This window comes from Rhizobium sp. NFR12, from assembly GCF_900108545.1.
Classification (GTDB): Bacteria; Pseudomonadota; Alphaproteobacteria; order Rhizobiales; family Rhizobiaceae; genus Neorhizobium; species Neorhizobium soli.
In genome coordinates, this window is record NZ_FNWM01000002.1 from 803,207 (window position 1) to 823,721 (window position 20,515).

General features: G+C 61.6%; 8 protein-coding genes. 7 read left to right on the forward strand and 1 reads right to left on the reverse strand.

The genetic code is table 11. The features are described from left to right. The first annotated feature begins 275 nt into the window (after positions 1-275). From lon to BLW69_RS11235, 5 genes are all read left to right on the forward strand, one after another. Entirely contained in the window at positions 276-2,696 is a 2,421-nt protein-coding gene (gene lon, locus BLW69_RS11215; RefSeq protein WP_062453246.1) for an endopeptidase La, read from the forward strand. Positions 2,697-2,882: 186 nt separating this feature from the next. Then, complete coding sequence (gene hupB / locus BLW69_RS11220) at positions 2,883-3,158, forward strand: DNA-binding protein HupB (protein ID WP_062453245.1); 276 nt, start codon at positions 2,883-2,885, stop codon at positions 3,156-3,158. Between the two features lie 191 nt (positions 3,159-3,349). Next, entirely contained in the window at positions 3,350-5,539 is a 2,190-nt protein-coding gene (locus tag BLW69_RS11225) for an esterase-like activity of phytase family protein (RefSeq protein ID WP_092661972.1), read from the forward strand. A 106-nt stretch (positions 5,540-5,645) separates the two neighbouring features. Further along, the gene (locus BLW69_RS11230; protein ID WP_092661974.1) at positions 5,646-6,881 is read left to right on the forward strand and encodes a metallophosphoesterase family protein; all 1,236 of its coding nucleotides are present in this window, start codon (positions 5,646-5,648) and stop codon (positions 6,879-6,881) included. Between the two features lie 4 nt (positions 6,882-6,885). Continuing rightward, positions 6,886-10,329 (forward strand): ATP-binding protein, encoded by a 3,444-nt coding sequence (locus BLW69_RS11235; RefSeq protein WP_092661976.1) that lies wholly within the window; start codon positions 6,886-6,888, stop codon positions 10,327-10,329. 26 nt (positions 10,330-10,355) lie between these two features. On the opposite strand, the gene BLW69_RS11240 is transcribed toward BLW69_RS11235, so the two are convergent. Beyond that, the gene (locus BLW69_RS11240; protein WP_092661978.1) at positions 10,356-11,204 is read right to left on the reverse strand and encodes a DUF6030 family protein; all 849 of its coding nucleotides are present in this window, start codon (positions 11,202-11,204) and stop codon (positions 10,356-10,358) included. A gap of 441 nt (positions 11,205-11,645) precedes the next feature. On the opposite strand from BLW69_RS11240, the gene BLW69_RS11245 reads away from it, so the two are divergent. Together BLW69_RS11245 and BLW69_RS11250 are read left to right on the forward strand one after the other, a co-directional pair. Continuing rightward, complete coding sequence (locus tag BLW69_RS11245) at positions 11,646-19,082, forward strand: type I polyketide synthase (RefSeq protein WP_092661980.1); 7,437 nt, start codon at positions 11,646-11,648, stop codon at positions 19,080-19,082. Next, a complete protein-coding gene (locus BLW69_RS11250; RefSeq protein ID WP_062453239.1) occupies positions 19,079-20,512 on the forward strand; it encodes an aminotransferase class I/II-fold pyridoxal phosphate-dependent enzyme in 1,434 nt (477 codons plus the stop codon). Before BLW69_RS11245 ends, BLW69_RS11250 begins: the two co-directional genes overlap by 4 nt. The last annotated feature ends 3 nt before the right edge of the window (positions 20,513-20,515 follow it).

Sequence of the window (20,515 nt, forward strand, 5' to 3'; positions counted from 1 at the left end):
CTGCTTCGCACCTTTTGTGCGTGTGCCGTTGATTTCGGACCTCGTCTCGAAAAGGTTTGTCGGCAAGGACGGTAGCGCGTCCGTGCTGAAGAGCTGACATTTTGCGTAAGGCGTTATGCGTGGGCGCTTTGTCTGACGGCTGGTTGCACAAGGTGCAGTGCAGCGACCTTGCAAGGCTTGAAAACGATCTGTGAAAACTCCACTTTTAGCGGGAGTGAAGTGCTTGGGTAATTTCTCAAGCCATCCCGGCAACGGGACGATGGAAAGGAAATGACATGACGAATTCAACGTCTGCGGCATCCGGCGCTGAGACCTATCCGGTCCTGCCTCTGCGCGACATTGTGGTCTTCCCGCACATGATCGTGCCGCTGTTCGTCGGACGGGAAAAGTCCATTCGGGCGCTTGAAGAGGTCATGGGTTCCGACAAGCAGATCATGCTCGTCACCCAGATCAATGCCAGCGACGACGATCCTGAGCCTGAGCAGATCTACAAGGTCGGCACGGTGGCCAATGTGCTGCAGCTCCTGAAGCTCCCGGACGGAACCGTCAAGGTTCTGGTCGAAGGCAAGGCACGCGCCCAGATCTCCGAATACAGCGATCGCGAAGAGTTCTACGAAGCCAAGGCCGAGATTCTGGCCGAGCCGGATGAGGACGCCGTCGAGGTGGAAGCGCTGTCGCGCTCCGTGGTTTCCGAATTCGAGAACTACGTGAAGCTCAACAAGAAGATCTCGCCGGAAGTCGTTGGTGCCGCGAGCCAGATCGAGGACTACTCGAAGCTGGCCGACACGGTCGCCTCGCACCTGTCGATCAAGATCACCGAAAAGCAGGAAATGCTCGAAACGGTCTCGATCAAGCTGCGGCTTGAAAAGGCCCTCGGCTTCATGGAAGGCGAAATCTCCGTCCTCCAGGTCGAGAAGCGCATCCGCTCGCGCGTCAAGCGCCAGATGGAAAAGACCCAGCGCGAGTATTACCTCAACGAGCAGATGAAGGCGATCCAGAAGGAACTCGGCGACGGCGACGAAGGCCGTGACGAGATGGCCGAACTGGAAGAGCGCATCGGCAAGACCAAGCTTTCCAAGGAAGCCAAGGAAAAGGCCGATGCCGAGCTGAAGAAGCTGAAGCAGATGAGCCCGATGTCGGCGGAAGCCACCGTCGTGCGCAACTATCTCGACTGGCTGCTCGGTATTCCGTGGTCCAAGAAGTCGAAGATCAAGACCGATCTTAACGCGGCTGAAAAGGTCCTCGAACTGGATCACTTCGGTCTCGACAAGGTCAAGGAACGCATCGTCGAGTATCTCGCCGTGCAGGCCCGCGCTACCAAGCTCAAGGGCCCGATCCTCTGCCTCGTCGGTCCTCCGGGCGTCGGCAAGACGTCTCTTGCCCAGTCGATCGCCAAGGCGACCGGCCGCGAGTACGTGCGCATGGCACTCGGTGGCGTTCGTGACGAAGCCGAAATCCGTGGTCACCGCCGCACCTACATCGGCTCGATGCCCGGCAAGGTCATCCAGTCGATGAAGAAGGCGAAGAAGTCCAACCCGCTCTTCCTGCTCGACGAAATCGACAAGATGGGCTCGGACTTCCGCGGAGATCCGTCGTCGGCCCTGCTCGAAGTGCTCGATCCAGCGCAGAACTCGACCTTCATGGACCACTACCTTGAGGTCGAATACGATCTGTCCGACGTGATGTTCATCACCACGGCGAACACGCTGAACATCCCAGGTCCCCTGATGGACCGCATGGAAGTGATCCGCATCGCCGGGTACACCGAGGATGAGAAGCGGGAGATCGCCAAGCGTCACCTTCTGCCGAAGGCGATCCGGGACCATGCGCTGCAGCCGAAGGAATTCTCGGTGTCGGACGATGCCCTGATGGCGATCAGCCAGCAGTACACGCGTGAAGCCGGCGTTCGCTCCTTCGAGCGCGAGCTGATGAAGCTTGCCCGCAAGGCCGTGACCGAGATCATCAAGGGCAAGACGAAGTCGGTTGCGGTTACCGCTGCCAACATCTCGGATTACCTTGGCGTTCCGCGTTTCCGTCACGGCGAAGCCGAAGGTGAGGATCAGGTCGGCGTCGTCACGGGTCTTGCCTGGACAGAAGTCGGCGGTGAGCTTCTCACCATCGAAGGCGTCATGATGCCGGGCAAGGGTCGCATGACCGTCACCGGCAACCTCAAGGACGTGATGAAGGAATCGATTTCGGCTGCGGCATCCTATGTCCGCTCCCGTGCCGTCGATTTCGGCATCGAGCCGCCGCGCTTCGACAAGTCGGATATCCACGTGCACGTGCCGGAAGGTGCGACGCCGAAGGACGGTCCGTCGGCCGGTGTCGGCATGGCAACCGCGATCGTTTCGATCATGACCGGCATTCCTGTTCGCAAGGATGTCGCCATGACCGGCGAAATCACGTTGCGCGGCCGGGTGCTGCCGATCGGTGGTCTCAAGGAAAAACTCCTTGCGGCTCTGCGCGGCAACATCAAGGTTGTGCTGATCCCGGAAGAGAACGCGAAGGACCTCGCGGACATTCCGGACAACGTGAAAAACGGAATGGAGATCATCCCGGTGTCGCGTATGGGCGAGGTGATCAAGCACGCTTTGGTTCGCCTTCCCGAACCGATCGAGTGGGATGGCACGGTAGAGACTCCGGTCATTGCGACAGTTGACGGTGCCGACGACTCGTCGACAACGATCGCTCACTAAGCGGTGCCTTGAAGCCGCCACGAACTGATAAAAAAGCCGGCGAAAGCCGGCTTTTTTTGTGAAAAATCCCCAAGACCCCTTGTTTTTCAGGCTTTTTCGGAGCCTTTGGGTTGCCAAGTGCCGACGCAAAACTATTGTCGGCGCCGACCAAATGAGTCGTTCCAAAACCGTTGAAAGGGTGGAAATATGAACAAGACCGAACTGGTGTCCGCAGTGGCCGAAAAAGCCGGCCTCTCCAAGGCTGATGCCGCCTCTGCAGTCGATGCCGTTTTCGAGACTGTCCAGGCCGAACTGAAGAATGGTGGCGACATCCGCCTCGCTGGCTTCGGCAGCTTCTCCGTTTCGCGTCGCGAAGCATCCAAGGGCCGCAACCCGTCCACGGGCGCTGAAGTCGATATCCCGGCTCGCAACGTTCCGAAGTTCTCGGCCGGCAAGGGTCTCAAGGAAGCTGTTAACAGCTGATCGAAAGCATCTGGCGGCCTGCCGCCGTGATGCAAAGCGTTGAGAAGGCCCGGTGAAAACCGGGCCTTTTTCGTTGAACGGAAAGCGTGTTCGAGCCTTATCCGCAGGTCCGTTCTTTCTGCGTCCCAAACTGTCATCCGCCTGTCATGACAGTGCAGCACAAGCCGAGTGTAGTTTCACGGAGGCTTCCCATGACATTCTCGACACGCGCCGCTTTGACCGCGCTCCTCCTCGGCTCCGTTGCAGCTCCTGCCGGCGCCGAGCAAGTCTTCAACCGCATTGCATCCTTCCCGGTTGCCCAGAACCTGCCCAAGGGCGAGGACAAGGCGACCTCGTCGGAAATCATCACGGCCACCGCCGACGGCAACACGCTCATCTATTCCGATGCGCCGGGTGGCACGATCGGCTTTATCGACATCACTGACGCGAAGGCCCCGAAGGCGGCCGGGTCGGTCAAGATCGACGGCGAGCCGAACTCGGTCGCCGCAGTCGGTGCGAAGGTTCTCGTCACCATTGACCGTACCAAGGATCTCACCAAGCCCGCAGGCCAGCTCGGTGTCGTCGATATCGCCTCCCGCAAGATCGAGGCCACCTGCGATCTCGGCGGCCAGCCGGATAGCATCGTCGTCTCGCCGGATGGCACGTTTGCGGCCATTGCCATCGAGAACCAGCGCGACGAAAAGCTCAACGACGGCGCTCTTCCGCAGCTGCCGGCTGGCGAATTGCAGATCGTCACCCTGAACAACGGGGTGCCCGTCTGCGACAGCATCCGTCACGTCGATCTGACGGGACTGTCCACCGTCGCTCCTGAGGATCCCGAGCCGGAATTCGTCAATATCAACGCCAACGGCGAAATCGTCGTGACGCTGCAGGAAAACAATCACATCGTCATCGTCGACAGCAAGACCGCAAAGGTCACCGCCCATTTCACGGCCGGCACGGTTGATCTCGATGGCGTTGACACCAAGACCGACGGCGCACTGACCTTCTCCGGCAAGCTCACGGCCATTCCCCGCGAACCGGATGCGGTGAAGTGGCTCGGTACCGATCGTTTCGTTGTCGCCAACGAAGGTGACTACAAGGGCGGGTCGCGCGGCTTCACCATCTTCGACCGCACCGGCAAGGTTCTATACGACGCCGGCACATCGCTCGAATATGCCGTAGCCCGCGTCGGTCACTTCCCGGAAAAGCGTGCCAAGAACAAGGGCATCGAGCCGGAAGGGCTGGAAGCTGCGACCTTCAACGGTCAGAAGTATTTCTTCGTCCTCTCGGAGCGCGGTTCGATGATCGCGGTCTACAAGGATACCGGTGCGGAACCGGAACTGGTGCAGCTTCTGCCCTCAGGCATCTCGCCTGAAGGCGCTGTCGCCATTCCCGGCCGCAACCTGCTCGCCTCCGCCAACGAAGCCGATCTCGGCGAAGACGGCGGTGCCCGCTCGCATGTCATGATCTACGAGCTTGGCGAAGGCGCAAAGGCCTATCCGATGCTCGTCTCCAAGGATGTCGACGGCAAGCCGCTCGGCTGGGGTGCCATGTCGGGCCTCGTCGGTGATGCGGAAAAGGACGGCATTCTCTATGGCGTGAGCGATAGCGTCTATGCCATGCAGCCCTCGATCTTCACCATCGACGCCACCAAGAAGCCGGCCGAAATCACCAGCGTGGTACGTGTGACCCGCAACGGTCAGCCGGCCCAGAAGCTCGATATCGAAGGTATCGCACTCGACGGCAAGGGTGGCTTCTGGCTGGCTTCCGAAGGCGACAGTGCCAAGTTCGTTGGTCACGGCATCTACAACGTCAGCGCAAAGGGCGAGATCAAGTCCGAGATCGCGCTGCCTGCAGAACTTCTGGCAGGCGAAACCCGCTTCGGCCTCGAAGGCATCACCACAACCGGTTCCGGCGACGACCTGACACTCTGGATGGCAATCCAGCGCGAATGGAAGGACGATCCGAAGGGCCAGGTGAAGCTTCTGTCCTACAAGCCGAAGTCCAAGGAATGGGCCGCCGTTCGCTACCCGCTCGAGAAGACCGAAAAAGGCTGGGTCGGCCTGTCGGAAATTACCGCCCGCGGTGACTACCTCTACATCATCGAGCGCGACAACCTGATCGGCGACAAGGCCAAGCTCAAGAAGCTTTACCGTGTGGCAATCGCCGATCTGAAGCCGGCAAAGCTTGGCGGAGAGCTGCCGCTCGTCACCAAGCAGGAAGTGCACGATTTCATGCCGGACCTGAAGAACGCCACCAACGGCTATGTTGTCGACAAGCTCGAAGGTTTTGCCTTCGACAAGTCGGGCAAGGCCTTCGCCATCACCGACAATGACGGCGTCGATGACAGTTCCGGCGAGACGCTGTTCTTCCCGGTTGAGATCAAGGCGACCAACTAAACCGTTCATCAACAGGAAAAGGCCGGGTGTTTCCGCACCCGGCCTTTTTTATTGCCGATGCGTGACTTAAGTCTGTCGTTCCTGATGTGTTCCAGCAGCCGAGTCGATGACCTCATTCCGCTTCATCCATGCCGCCGATCTGCATCTAGGCAGTCCCTTTCAGGGGCTGGCGCTGAAGGATGCCGAGCTTGCCGATATCTTCATCGAGGCCAGCCGCAAGGCATTTTCGGCTCTGGTGGACGAGGCGGTGGAGCGCAAAGTCGACTTCTTCATCGTCGCGGGCGATGTCTACGACGGCGACTGGAAGGACAACAAGATCGGCCTCTTCTTCAACCGCGAAATCGCCCGGCTGGAACGCGCCGGCATTCCGGTCTTCCTGCTGAAGGGCAATCACGACGCTGAAAGCGTCATCACCAAGACAATCACGCTGCCGAAGAATGTCAGCGAATTCCCAACGGCAAAGCCCGGCACGTTCAAGCTGGATCACCTGAAGGTCGCGCTGCACGGCCAGGGGTTCGCCGAGCGCTCTGCCAATGAAAACCTGGCGCTTGCCTATCCGAAGCCGGAGCCGGGCTGGTTCAACATCGGCGTGCTGCATACGTCGCTCACCGGCCGCGAGCCACACGCAGCTTACGCGCCCTGTTCCGTCGAAGATCTGCGCTCGCGGGGTTACGATTACTGGGCGCTCGGTCATGTCCACGATTTCGAAATCGTCGCCGAAGACCCGCTCGTCGTGTTCCCCGGCAACCTTCAGGGACGATCGATCCGCGAGCAGGGAGCAAAGGGCGCCGTGCTCGTGACCGTCGAGGACGGGCGCATCGCTTATGAGCGTATCGTCACCGACAGCGCAAGGTTTGCTGAACTCGCCGTTCTCGTCGAGCCGGACGAGACGCCGGCGGCAATCCTGCGGCGGCTGGAAGATCTGCTTGGTTCTGTGATCGATGCGATGGAAAGCCGCCCGCTGGCGCTGCGCATCCGCATCGCCGGGCGTAATCGCTTCCGCAACGAGATCTTGGCGAGAGCGGCCGATTTTCGCGATGAGGTGCAGGCCGCCTGCCATCGCGGCCATGAGGATATCTGGCTGGAAAAGCTGGAGGTCAAACTCGAAGCCGAGATCGCCTCGACGGAAAAAGCGACCGATCTGCTTGGGCTCGAAGGCCTCCTGCCGACGGCGGAGTTCTCGCCATTGTTGGTCAGCGAGGCCGAGGCCCGGATTGCCGAGATCGCCGCACGTCTGCCGGGCGGTATTGGTGCCGGCGACCTGGCGCTCGGCGACGATGCGGCAGCACTGTTGGCGGAGGCGCGCGAACTGCTTCTGTCGCGCGCGGCAAGGGTAGGGTAGTCACATGCGTTTTACCCGTCTCGACATCCTGCGCTACGGCGCGCTTACCGACCGCGCGCTCGCGTTCCGGCCGGATGCGCAGCTGCATGTCATCTATGGCCCGAACGAAGCCGGAAAGTCTTCCGCGCTGTCGGCAATCTCGGATCTGCTGTTCGGCTTTCCGACGGCTGCCGAATACAGTTTTCTGCACGATGCGACTGCACTTCGCGTCGGCGCCGAGATCGAGACGCGCGACGGTAGCAAGCTGGGCTTTCGCCGTCGTCGCGGCCGCAAGAACACGCTGCTCGCCGCAAGCGACGCGGAAGAAGCGCTGCCCGAGGATGCGCTGGCACCGTTTCTCGGCACGCTGAACCGCGATGTGTTTCAGCGCGCCTTCGGTCTCGATTCGGCGTCGCTGCGCGCCGGCGGCCAGAGCATGCTGAAAAGCGGTGGCGAGATCGGCAGCCTGCTGTTTTCCGCAGCGTCGGGCCTTACCGGCCTCTCCGACCTGCGCAAAAGCTTCGATGCCGAGGCCGACACCATCTACGCGGCGCGCCGCTCCAAGGACCGGTTGTTTTACCAGGTCCTCGACAGCCATGACGAGGCGCGCAAGGCCGAGCGGGACAACGAGCTGAAGTCCGGCGACTGGAAGAAGCTGCTGGCCGAGCAGGCCGAGTTGGAAGCGGAACTCGCCACCATCAAGACCGAGCGCGAAACCACCAAGCAGACGCTGGAACGGCTTCGCAAACTGATGCGGCTGGAGCCGGTGCTGCGCGAAATCGATCGCGAGCAGGACCAACTGGCGCAGTATCAGGCGCTGGGATCGCTGCCGCCGGGCTTCGAGGATGCGTTGGCGCGGGCGCTGGACGAAGCGCGGCGCAACGACGACGCGCATCGGGCGGCGGAAACCGAAGTCTCGCGACTGAGCGATGAGATCGCCGCTCTCCATGTCGACGACGCGCTGATCGCCGCTGCCGGCAGCATTCTTGCCCGCCACGCTGACAAGGGCGTCTATCTGAAGGCCCGCGAGGATATCGCGAGGGTGCGCGGCGAGGTCGAGGATTTCGACACCCGGCTGGTGCAGCTGGGGCGCAGGTTAGGTCTTGTCAGGACCGATGACCTTGAACGCTACCAGCCTGCCGATGCCGACCTGGTGCGGCTGAAGACCCTGCTCGAGGAAGGCAGCGAACTCGACCGCAGCCTCAAACAGCTGCATCTCCGTCTGGAAGAAGAGCGCGAGGCGCTGCGGCGTCTGGATGAAGCCAATCCGGACAGCCGCCTGATCGATCCGAAACCATGGGCCGAGCAGCTCACGGCGCTGCGCCCCGAACTCAGCGATCTCGCAGGCGTCGAAAACCTGCAGGTCCGCGCAACGCGGGCAGAGAGCGATCTCGCCGCCGCCGTCGCAAGGCTCGATCCGCCGGTCAAGGACATCGACGCCCTGCTTGCGAGCCCGCTGCCGGATCTTAGCGCGCTGACCAGCCACCGCAAGCTGATCGACGATGCACGCGCAGTGCATGCGAGGATCACCCAGACGCTGACGACGGTGAAGGCCGACGCCAAGACCGTGGCCGATCACATGGCGGCGCTGGAAGGGCAGGGCCGCATCGTTTCGCGTGCTGACATCATGGAAGCCCGCCAGCTGCGCGATGCTGGTCTTGCCGCATTCGGAGCAAAGCCATCAGCGGATAAGCTCGCCGATGTGCACAAGGCCGTTCAGAATGCCGACGAACTGGCCGACGCCGCCCTGACCGACGCCGAGCGCGTGTCCCGGCACGCACAACTCAGCTTGCGTCAGCACGAGATCGAGCAGCAGCTGACAAACGCCCGCGCCGAGGCGCGCGAAAGCGATATTGCGCTGTCGGACGCGATCACCGAATTCGAGGACCTGTTCCGCTCGGTGCCCATCTCGCCGCTATCGCCCGAGCGCATGCTTGAATGGCGCCGCGGCGTCGAAGCCCTGTCGCATCAGGTCGAGGCGCTGAAGGATGCGAACGACGCGCTGCAGACCGCACGGCTGAAGGAAGAGCGGTTGAAGCCGGTGCTGGTCGGTCTTGCCGACGCGATCGGCCTTGCCGCAGCCGCCTTGCCGCCGGCGGCCCTGGCGCGCGCTCTCGATCGCAGACTGGCGGAGATCGCGGAACGCTGGACGGAAAGCCGCTCGCTGGAGGGCAAGCGCCATTCCGCCGTCGATGCGCTGCAACGTCTCGAAGAGCGCGAGACCGTTCTGCGCCGTGAAGTCGACACTTGGCGAGCCGCATTCTCCAACGCTGCGACCATGGCCGGCCTGCCGGATGAGGCGACGGTCGAAATGGCGGCTGCAGCGCTCGATGTCTGGCGCAGCGTGCCGGATCTTCTGGCCGAGCGCGAGAACCGCAGGCGCCGGGTGCGCGGCATGCAGCGCGACATGGAAACCTTCGACGAAGAGATCCGCAGCCTCTGCACCAAGGTCGCGCCAGACCTGATCTCGGTGCCGGCAGATGTCGCGGCCGGTCTCCTTAACGATCGGGCGATGGATGCCAATGCCGCCGCCAAGCACAAGGCCGCGATGTCGGCTGACCTCGAACGCGCGACGCTCGCCCTGGAGCGCTATGCCACTCGCGAAAAAAACCTGCAGGACGAGCTGGCCTCCCTTGCCACTTCCGCCTCGCGAGACGTCGCCGACCTCGAACAGGTTCTGGAGGAACTGCGCCAGCGAAGCCGGCTGAACGGACAGCTGCTGCAGTGCCGCTCCCGCTTCAACGAACACGCCGATGGTGACGACGAAGCGGCAGTGCGCTCAGCGCTGGTCGATTTCGACAAGGTGACCGCAGGTCTTGAGATCGAGCAGCTGGAAAGCGCCGATAGCAGGCAGATCGACCGGATTTCTTCCCTGCGGACCGCTGAGGCAGACAATGCCCGCCGCCGCCGCGAACTGGAAAGCGGCATCGGTGCCGAGCGCGCTGTGTTCCAGAAGCACGCGGCCGAAACCGAGGCGAGGGACCTCGCACGTCGCTGGGTGGTGCTGAAGCTCGCCGCCAGCCTCCTGTCGTCGTCGATGGAAACCTACCGCGAGCAGCAGGCCGATCCGGTCATGCAGCGGGCCGGCAAGGTATTTGCGGATCTCACCGGTGGACGGTTTGCGAAGCTGGTGCAGCTCTATGACGAAAAGGACGAGCTGCAGCTGGCTGTCGAGCGAAACACCGGTGAGCAGGTTCCGCTATCGGGCCTCAGCGAAGGCACCGGCGATCAGCTCTATCTCGCACTGCGTCTGGCGTTCCTCGAGGATTACTGTAGCCGCAACGAACCGGCACCGCTGATCCTCGACGACATCTTCCAGACATTCGACGACGAACGGACCGCAGCCGGCATCCGCACACTCGCTGCCGCCGGCGACAAGTTCCAGACGGTGCTGTTCACCCACCAGCTGAGCCTGGTGGAAACGGCGCAGCGCGAACTCGGCGAGCGGCTGGACTTGATCAGGATTTAACGCAATCTGACGGTTGCGTAGCGTGGCTAGCCTTGCGGCGAAAAAACTTGCCCCATTGGGAGCGTCAGGCAGCCGATCCGCGTGCTGACGATCGCTCGCTGTGACGCTCTGCCAGGTTCGGGCGTCGGTACCGGGCATGCCATGGTAACGGGATGGGCAACGAGGAGCAGGTTGAACCGCCGCTGGTCCATCATTTCGGGGACAAAGGTGGCGCGGTAGTTTTCGAGATCGGATTTAAACGCCGTGCGGGCGGAAAGCCTTGCCTCGAGATATGACCGGCTCTGCGGTGTCAGCGACAGGCCGTAACCGTCGAGCGTGGTCAGTGCAGTCTGCAACAGCGCACCGTCGTGGCGCTCATCCGTGAAACTGAGCTTGATCCGGAAGGTGCGCAGGTCATCCTCTCCAACCCCTTTCGCCTGGATGAACAGAGACGCCGGATCTTCACCCGGGCCCAGCGGCAGGAAGAACGTGCACTCCCATACATTGGCGCCCGCCAAGAAGTTCGGCGGTTCAACGCCTATGCCCGCCAGTGCTTGGCAGCGTTCCTCGGTTGATGTCGTAACGGGTGGGATGAGACGCGACGTGTCGTGCGCCAGCGGCCGGACCAGTCTGGGCAGCTGCTTGCTACTCGCCGCAAGCCGTCGCTGGCGCCCGATGCGAACAGCCGGTGCGGGAGGAGGAGGAAGCAGATAGGTTTGCAGGCCGAACTGGCGCACCAGACGCTTATAGTTGCGCCCTTCGTTGACGAAAAGGACGGTCGCCGCAAGCCCGCTGAAGACAACGAGAAGGAACACCGCAAGAACGAACAACCGGCCGCCGCGTCGGCGACGTTGTTCGGCAGGGGTCGAAATTGCGGGCCTCTCCTCTTGCGGCATAGTCTTGTTCCGATCGAGGAATGCCTGCGATGATGCCTGCGCTTACCACATTACTAACAGGCTTCAAATCTAGAGCTTCGCCATATTTTCGATTCGACCGGCGGTCATCAGCGTCTGGCGGACGAGTTTACGCTGGTCGGAGCTGTAAGCTGTCTCGCCTTCTCAACTCCATTTGCAGGCGTGGTGCCGCTTTCTGTTCACTGTATGGTTGATTGTTGCTGTAAGGTATCTGGCGATCCAACCCATGCTAGTATAAACAGGAGGCAGGTTATGTAATGGCTTGTTTATGCAATAACTTTGTGCTTTTTGCGAACCCCTGAACCCGCCTTGGGCCATATGTGTATTAGCTTTTCTCGTGACATCCGCTAATAAGTATGTTGTTAAAGTTGTCCGATGCGGGCATTCCGCATCCGCCATTTTAGCTGTGAAAACAGAGTGACAATGACGATCGAAATTATTGGTAGAGCCTGTGTGGCGCCGGGTGCAAGCTCCGTCAAGGAACTCAAGACGATCCTGAGCGGCGGCCGTTGCACCGTTTCGGAGATCCCTGGAGATCGATGGGACTTGGCACGTTTCTGGCATCCGGCACAGGGTATCGCTGGAAAGACCTATACGTTTGCCGCAGGCGTTATCGACAGGCTGTATGACTTTGATCCTGCCGTTTTCGGCATTTCGCAGCGCGAGGCCATGCAGATGGACCCGCAGCAGCGCGTGCTTCTGACACTGGTCTGGCAGGCGCTGGAAGACGCCAATCTTCCGGCAAGCACGCTCGCCAAGGAGAAGGTCGGCGTTTATATCGGCGCGTCCAGTCTCGAAAACAGTACGCTGTCGTCGGAGGATCCGGCATCCGGCAGCCCGTATTTCATGACTGGCAACACGCTCTCGATCGTCTCGAACCGCATTTCGCACATCTTCGGCCTCAATGGGCCGAGCATGACCATCGACACCGCCTGCTCGTCGTCGTTGGTGGCGCTGGATCAGGCGGTGCGCTCTCTCGAGCGCGGTGATATCGACACCGCGATCGTCGGCGGCGTCAATATCCTGGTCAACCCGCTCTCCTTCGTCGGCTTCGCGCAGGCGCGGATGCTGTCGCCCGAAGGGCTTTGCCGTGCTTATGACACCAACGGCCATGGCTATGTCCGCGCCGAAGGCGGGGTGGCGATCGTCCTTCGTCGCAGCGATCGCGCGAAGCGGGAAAATGACCGCAGCTACGCCAAGATCCACGCAACAGGCGTGAATTCTTCGGGCCGCACCAACGGCATCAGTCTGCCATCGCGGGAAGCGCAGGCCGATCTTCTGCGCTCGATCTATCAGGGCAACGGCATCGACGTGAACCGCGTCGCCTTTATCGAAGGCCACGGCACGGGAACGCGTGTGGGCGACCCGGCGGAAGTCTGGGCCATTGGCACTGTCATCGGCCAGAACCGTCCGGCTCCGCTGCCGATCGGTTCGATCAAGTCGAATATCGGCCATACCGAGCCGGTGTCGGGTCTTTTCGGTCTCATCAAGGCGATGATCGCGCTGGAAAACGATTTCCTGCCCGCGACGCTGCATATCGAAAAAGCCAACGAGGATATCGACTTCGCCTCGCTCAACGTGCGGGTCAATATGTCCGCGATGAAGCTGATGCCTGCCAAGGGCGCTCGGCTCGCTGGCATCAACTCGTTCGGCTTCGGCGGCACCAACGCCCACGTCGTGATCGGCGATCCCGATCCGGTCGACACGCCGGCGCTGCCCGCCAAGGCCGACAGCCAGTTCTTCTTTGCCAGCGCCCATAGCGCCACCGCCCTGAAGTCGCTTCTGGAAAACTACCAGTCGGCCCTCGAACGCTCCGATGCTGTCAAGGCACGCCGGATGATCGCCGCCTCCAGCGCCAATCGCGACCCGATGCGTTATCGCTTCGCCGTCGAAGCCAAGGACGAGGGCAGGGTTCTCAAGGCGATCGAAACGCATTTGGCCGGAACGGCTTCGCAAGGGGAGCGCGGAGAAGCGCCGTCCCATGCCGGCAAGACAGCTTTCGTGTTTTCCGGCAATGGTGCGCAGTGGGCTGGAATGGGTGTTGAGGCCTATCGTGAAAGCCGCCATTTCCGCCAGTGCTTCCAGTCCTTCAGCGCGCTGTTCGAGTATCACCTGGGCGAAAAGCTGTCGGATCTCCTGTTTGCCGAGGATATCGGCACTAGGCTTGCCGATACGAAGATCGCCCAGCCGATGCTGTTTGCGATCCAGGCTTCCATCTCGGATTGCCTCGCCAATCTCGGCGTCCGCCCGGATGTCGTGTTCGGTCACTCCGTGGGCGAAATTGCAGCTGCCTATGCCGCCAAGGCCCTGACCGCTGCGGAAGCCGTTGCGATCGTTGCCAAGCGCTCCAAGTCGCAGGATCTGTTTGCCGGCAAGGGCAAGATGGCTGCCGCTGTGATGAACGAGGAGACGGCGCTTGCCTTCGCAAAGACCCATGGTCTGAACGAGATCGGCGTCGCCGCCATCAATGCACCGAACTCGGTCACGATTTCCGGTCCGACTGACGAGATCCAGGCGTTTCGCGATGCGGCACGCAAGGCGCAGACCGTCGTCCATGTTCTCGACATCAACTACCCGTTCCATCACCCGATCATCGACAGCGCGCGCGATCTTTTTCTCGCGGACCTGCCGACGATCGAGCCGAAGAGTGGCGCTTGCACCTATGTTTCGACGGTCACCGGCGGCATCTACGACTGCCGCGGCCTGGATGCCGATTACTGGTGGCGCAACGTCCGTGACCCGGTTCTCTTCAAGTCTGCCGCCGAAACTGCACTGGATCTCGGCTGCAACCTCTTCATCGAGATCTCGCCGCGTTCGATTCTGTCGAACTATGTCAGTGAAATCGCCAAGCATGCGTCGCATTCGGCTGTCGTGATCGGTACCCTGCAGCGCGAGACCCCGATCGAGGGACGTGACCCGGTCGCGCAGTCGTTTGCCCGCGCCATCGCCCACGGCGTCTCGCCGAGCGTGTCGCGCCGTAGCAGCAAGCGCGATGCGTTTGCAGGCCTCCCGGTCCTGCCGCTCGAGCCGTCCGTCTTGAAGATGGCGAACACGACCGATGAGGTTGATATCTTCGGCCGCGAACACCGCGGCAGCTACTCGCTGCTCGGATGGCGCACCGATCCCAACAGCGCCCACTGGAAGAACCATGTCGACGCGCAGCTTTTCCCGGATCTGGCTGAGCACGTCGTCGATTCGCGCGCGATCCTTCCGGGTAGCGGATTTGTCGAGATCGCCGTCACAGCCGCCCAGGTGCATTTCGGGTCCGACGACGTCGAACTGACGAATATGGAGATCGTGCGTCCGCTCGAACTTCGTACCGACCGGCTGCTCGAGCTATCGACGATCCTGTCGCCCGAGACAGGCGATATAGAGATCCGCTCGCGCGAACGACTGAGCAGCGACGACTGGACCGTGCATGCGGTGGCCCGCTGCCGCAAGCCGGTAGAGCATGCATCTGACCGTCAGATCTGGCGTGCCAACGAAGGCGAAAGCGCGAAGCTCTCCTCGCTGGAGGTCTACGGGACTGCCGAAAAGTTCGGCCTCCAATACGGCCCGCACTTCCAGCTGCTGCGCGAAGCGCGCGTCTTTGGTCGCAACACCGTCGAGGTCGATCTGAAAGCGGCCGAGGCTCCGGCCCACCCCTATCTGACCTACAACCTCAACCCGTTCTCGGTGGACGCGGTGTTTCATGGCCTTGTTGCCATGTTCGACCAGTTATCGGGCAGCGATGCCGGCTCTCCCTATATCCCTGTACGATTTGGTTCGGTTCGGGTGGGGGCGCGGGCCAAGCCTATTACCCGTGCAGTCATTGAGATCGAACGGTTCAGCGGCTTCTCGATCAAAGTCAACTTCCGCATGTTCGGGGAAGATGGCGAAATCGTCGCGTCGTTCGACGACTGCCGGTTCCGCCGCACCTCGTTGCGTCGTCATCACACCTTGGCCTCGGTGGCGTTCCATTACGAAGCCGTGCCGTCGACGATGTCAGGCAATTTCGCTCGGATCGGGTTTGCCGGCGGTCTACTGGCCGCGACGACGGATGCAGAAGCCAAGGACACTGCGTCGTTGATGCTGGATGCGATGATTTACCGTGCCTGCCACGAGATCGCGCTGTCGCTCGCATCACAGGACGGGTTCGTCTCCGTCACCGAGTTCCCGGGCGAACCCAATTTCCGGGCTTTCCTGGCAAGCTGTCTGTTTATTCTGGAAGATGCCGGGATCGCGTCGTCCGAGGAATCCGGCTGGCGCGTGCCGTCCGAATTCACCATGCCGGCCGTCTCTGAACTTCTGCAGGAAATCTACCGTGAGGATTCCGGCCGTATCGCCGAGGCGGTTCTGCTGCACAATGCCTATCGCGATGCTCTGGAACACCTGTCGCTTGCCGGCCTTCATAGCGGCGAAGACTTCTCCGAAGCGCGCCACACCAGCGAAGCAACGCTCGAACACGTGCTTGTTCACTCGCCACTTGGGCGCAAGCGCTCCGATCTGGCGCTGCATCTTGTCGAGCAAGCCTGTCGGGCCAATGGCGGCCGGACCCGGGTCATTGTCGAGCTCGGCTCCACATCCGTATCCGTCAGCAGCAAGCTTGCGTCGCTTGCCGTCGATTTCTCGGCGACGCTCGCTATCGTCGAGCCGCGCGAAAGCGTTCGCCGTACACTCGAACTTGCCTTCGAACAGCATGCACATGTCTCGGTGATCGAGCCGAAGGCGCTGACCGATCTCCGCGGCATCGATGTGATCGTTGCCGCCGGACTTGAAAGCCAGGCGGTTCTGGTCGCCGACGATAGCCTTCGTTCGGCTGTGCGAGGCGCTGCCGCAAGAGGCGGTGCATTCCTGTTCGTCGACCGTGCACCGTCAGCGTTCAACGACTTTGCCTTCGGCCTGTCGGATGACTGGTTTGCCGCAAGTCAGTCGCCAGAATTCCCGGTCGGGCGTCTCGCGACAACCGAACAGGTAACCGACCTTCTGACAGGTCTCGGTTTTGCCGCCCCGCTTGTCGAAGAGAAAGATGTGGCCGAAGGGCTGCTGATCGTTGCAGGCGCCTCCTCGGCCGCGGCCGACCAGCTGCAGGCACTGCCGTCGATCCCGTCGGCGCTCGCCTTCGCTGAAGATGTTGCTCGTGCTGCAGCGTTTGGTGACGGCGACACCGTCGTCCTGCTCAGCGCGGATGCGGACGAGACTGCGATTTCGCAGTCGCTTGCCGGATTCGATGGCAAACCCGTGAAAGCCATCTTCCTCGCCGAACGCCTGGGTGAGCGCGAAGCCTCCGATGTCGCGCTTGCACGTCTTGAAAACCTCAAGCGTATCGTTGAAGCCTTTACTCGCCATGGCGCCAGCCTCGCGTCGGGCGACCAGTGCCGTCTGGTGATCGTTGCGGCCGGCGGCTCGCCGCTTGCGGCTGAAACGACCGATGATGTCAACGCAGGGCTGTGGACGTTCGCCCGCGTTCTTCAGAACGAATACGATGCCGTCGCCACGCATCTTCTCGATCTCGAAACTGACAGCGCGGAACTCGGCATCTATGTCGGCGAGATCCTGGCCTCCGCCAGTGCCAACCGTGAGTGGATCCTGCGCGATGGTTCGCTGTCCGAAATCCGCGCATCGAGCGGTCCGTTCGGGCCGAAGGATACAGAAAGCGCCGATTTCACTGCAGCCACGATCCGGCAAACCGTGAATGGACGCGTCGACAGCATCATATGGGAGAGCGCCTCCGAACCGGTGCCGGATGCCGACGAGATCGTTCTCGCCGTGGAAGCGGCCGGCCTCAACTTCCGTGACGTCATGTGGGCCATGGGCCTCCTCCCGGAAGAAGCACTCGAAGACGGTTTTGCCGGCGCAACCATCGGCATGGAAATGTCCGGCCGCGTCATCTCGGTCGGTGCGTCGGTGACGGATCTCGTTGCCGGAGACCGTGTCATGGGCATCGGCCCGGCCGCCTTCTCCACCCACGTCAAGGTTCGACGCGACGGCGTTACGAAGTTCCCGGCCCGCCTCGACTTTGAGGCTGCTGCAACCGTTCCGGTGGCATTCCTCACGGCCTATTACGCCATGGTCCAGCTCGGCCATATCGAACCTGGTGAAACCATCCTCATCCATGGGGCGGCCGGTGGTGTGGGTCTTGCAGCCTTGCAGATCGCCAAGCTGAAGGGTGCAGTTGTCATCGCGACGGCCGGTACGGTGGAAAAACGCCGCTTCCTGGAAGCGCTTGGTGCAGACCATGTGTTCGACAGCCGCTCGCTGGATTTTGTAGCCCGCGTGCGCGGCGTCACCGGTGGCGAAGGCGTCGACCTTGTCCTCAACTCGCTGTTCTCGGAAGCGATGGAACGCAGCCTGGAACTGGTGAAGCCATTCGGTCGCTTCCTCGAACTCGGCAAGCGCGACTACTATTCCGACCGCAAGATCGGCCTTCGTCCGTTCCGTCGCAACATCAGCTACTTCGGCATCGACGCCGACCAGTTGCTGGTGAAGCTGCCGGCAATCACGAAGAAGATCTTTACCGAGATCGGCGTCCTGTTCGAGCGGGGCGACCTGTCTCCGCTGCCCTATCGCGCCTTCGGCTATGACGAGATCGGCAGTGCCTTCCGTCTCATGCAGAATGCCGGCCAGATCGGCAAGATCGTCATCCGTCCGCCGGTCGCCGGCAAGGACAAGGTGGTGATCGCAAACGAAAAGCCGGTCGCCTTCGGTGCGGATGGCATCTATTTGGTTGCTGGCGGCATTGGCGGCTTCGGCCTCGTTACAGCAGACTGGCTTGCCGCACGCGGTGCCAAGCAGATTGCTCTCTGCTCGCGCAAGGGTATCGCCGACGCTGAAACTGAGGCGGCGATCGCTAAATGGAAGGCGAAGGGCGTCAAGGCATCTGTCCACGCCTGCGATATCACCAGCGAGCCGGCTCTTTCCGGGCTTCTTGACAGCCTGCGCAAGCAGGCTCCGATCAAGGGCATCGTTCACGCGGCCATGGTGCTCGACGACGCGCTTCTGTCCAACCTGACGCCCGAGCGCAACCAACCGGTTGTCGAGGTCAAGATTCGCGGCGCAGCTCTGCTCGACAAGCTGACGGCGGGCGACGACCTCGATCTCTTCCTCGTCTTCTCGTCGGCCACGACCATGCTCGGCAACCCGGGCCAAGCCAACTACGTCATTGCCAACGGCTATCTCGAAGGTCTTGCCCGTGCACGTCGCGCGGCCGGCAAGCCGGGTCTCGCCGTCGGCTTCGGCGCCATTGCCGATACCGGTTTCCTTGCACGCAATGCCGAGGTCAACGAAATCCTGTCCAAGCGAATCGGCAAGACGGCCATGAAGGCGCGCGATGCGCTGGAGCAGGTCGAACGCTACATGGCGTCAGACACCGGCACCATTGATGCGGCAGCCGTGATGATTGCCGAAGTCGACTGGCAGGCAGTGCGGATGCTGCCGATTTCCAACGCCTCGATCTTCGAGACGGCGATCCGTTCGGCTGGCAATCAGCAATCGGCCTCCGATGGCGACCGGATCGATCTTGAGGATCTGATCCGTGGCAAGTCGGCGGATGAGGCGCAGCAGCTTCTTCACAACCTCGTCGCGTCTGAAATCGCCACGATCCTGCGTGTCACGGAAGACAGTATCACGCCGGAAAAGGTCTTGAAGGATATCGGTCTCGACAGTCTGATGGCGATGGAGCTCGGTATGAGCTTCCAGCAGAAGACGGGCTTTGATATTCCGCTGAGCGGAGTAGGGGAAGACACGTCCGTCAGCGACGTGGTAAGCCGTCTGAGAGAGCGTGTCGCCAAGCGCAACGGCGAGGACGACACCGTCCAGAACGAAGTGATCGACCGGCTGGTCAAAAGCCATTCGACGCAGCAGAAAGCCGCAACGCAGTGACAGACAGCAGTTCGGATGAAACCCGGCCCTCCAAGCTGAGCCTTGGGGGGAAGGGCAATTTTATCGACCAGATGCGCAAGGCCAACGAAAACGTCGGGCGCAATCGCACGACGCGGCTCAATGCACAGCCGCAGCAACCGGCCCGCCCTCCGGTCGGTTTTGACGCCTTGCCCGAATATCAACGGGTCATGGTGCAGCGCAAGGCGAGCGAAATCATCGGCGTCGACAACCCGTTCTATCGCTCGCACGACGAAGCCGCCGGCGCGACGACGACCATGGACGGGGAAGTCTATGCGAATTTTGCTTCCTACGACTATCTCGGTACCAACACGGACCCGAGGGTGACCGAAGCCGCCAAGGCTGCGATCGATCGTTTCGGCATTTCCGCCTCCGCCAGCCGTCTGGTCGCAGGCGAGCGCCCGGTGCATGCGGAACTCGAAGAAAAGCTTGCCAGCGTCTACGGCGTTGATGCTGCAGTCTGTTTCGTCAGCGGCTACCTTACCAACGTTGCGGCAATCAGCTGTGTTGTCGGCCCCAAGGACCTCGTCATCCACGACGAATTCATCCACAACAGCGCGCTGGCCGGCATCAAGCTTTCCGGCGCCACGCGGCGCCTGTTCAAGCACAATGACGTCGATAATCTCGAGACGGTGCTCAACACGCTCGCCGGCGATTTCCGGCGCGTGCTCGTGATTGTCGAGGGCGTCTATTCGATGGATGGCGACATCGCCGACCTGCCGCGCCTGATCGAGCTGCGCAATCGGTACGGCTTCTGGCTGATGGTCGACGAGGCCCATTCGCTCGGCGTTCTCGGCAAGACCGGTCGCGGCTCGTTTGAACATTTTGATATCGACCCGAAGAGCGTCGATATCTGGATGGGCACCCTGTCAAAGACGACATCGAGCTGCGGCGGATATATCGCCGGTAGCCGGGCGCTGGCTGACATCCTTAAGGCAGAAGCGGGCGGTTTCGTCTACAGCGTCGGGCTTGCGCCTGTTCTGGCAACGGCTGCAGCCACGGCCCTCGATATTCTGCGCGAGGAACCGGATCGGGCCGAGCAGTTGCACCGGAACGGTTCGCTGTTTTTGAAGCTCGCCCGGGAAGCCGGTCTCGACACAGGATTGAGCCTCGGCTTCTCCGTCGTGCCGATCCTCGTCGGTGATTCGCTTCGCTCCATCCAGCTGTCGAACGAATTGCTGGAAGATGGCGTCAACGCTTTGCCGATCATTCATCCCGCCGTCCCGGAAGGCATGGCCCGGTTGCGATTCTTTATCACCAGCGACCATACGGAAGAGCAGATTCGCCATGCGGTGGAATCGACAGCAAGACGCCTGAAGGACCTGCAGGACAGGAATTTCGGTCTTGCCTCTCTCAGCCCGGAAAAACTGATGCAGCTTGCGCCGCTTCTCCAGTCGCCCGACAACACCTGAGGC

Bases quoted from the DNA above. Each gene is read 5' to 3' on its own strand.
- lon (WP_062453246.1), top strand. From the start codon at position 276: ATGACGAATTCAACGTCTGCGGCATCCGGCGCTGAGACCTATCCGGTC.
- hupB (WP_062453245.1), top strand. From the start codon at position 2,883: ATGAACAAGACCGAACTGGTGTCCGCAGTGGCCGAAAAAGCCGGCCTC.
- BLW69_RS11225 (WP_092661972.1), top strand. From the start codon at position 3,350: ATGACATTCTCGACACGCGCCGCTTTGACCGCGCTCCTCCTCGGCTCC.
- BLW69_RS11230 (WP_092661974.1), top strand. From the start codon at position 5,646: ATGACCTCATTCCGCTTCATCCATGCCGCCGATCTGCATCTAGGCAGT.
- BLW69_RS11235 (WP_092661976.1), top strand. From the start codon at position 6,886: ATGCGTTTTACCCGTCTCGACATCCTGCGCTACGGCGCGCTTACCGAC.
- BLW69_RS11240 (WP_092661978.1), bottom strand. From the start codon at position 11,204: ATGCCGCAAGAGGAGAGGCCCGCAATTTCGACCCCTGCCGAACAACGT.
- BLW69_RS11245 (WP_092661980.1), top strand. From the start codon at position 11,646: ATGACGATCGAAATTATTGGTAGAGCCTGTGTGGCGCCGGGTGCAAGC.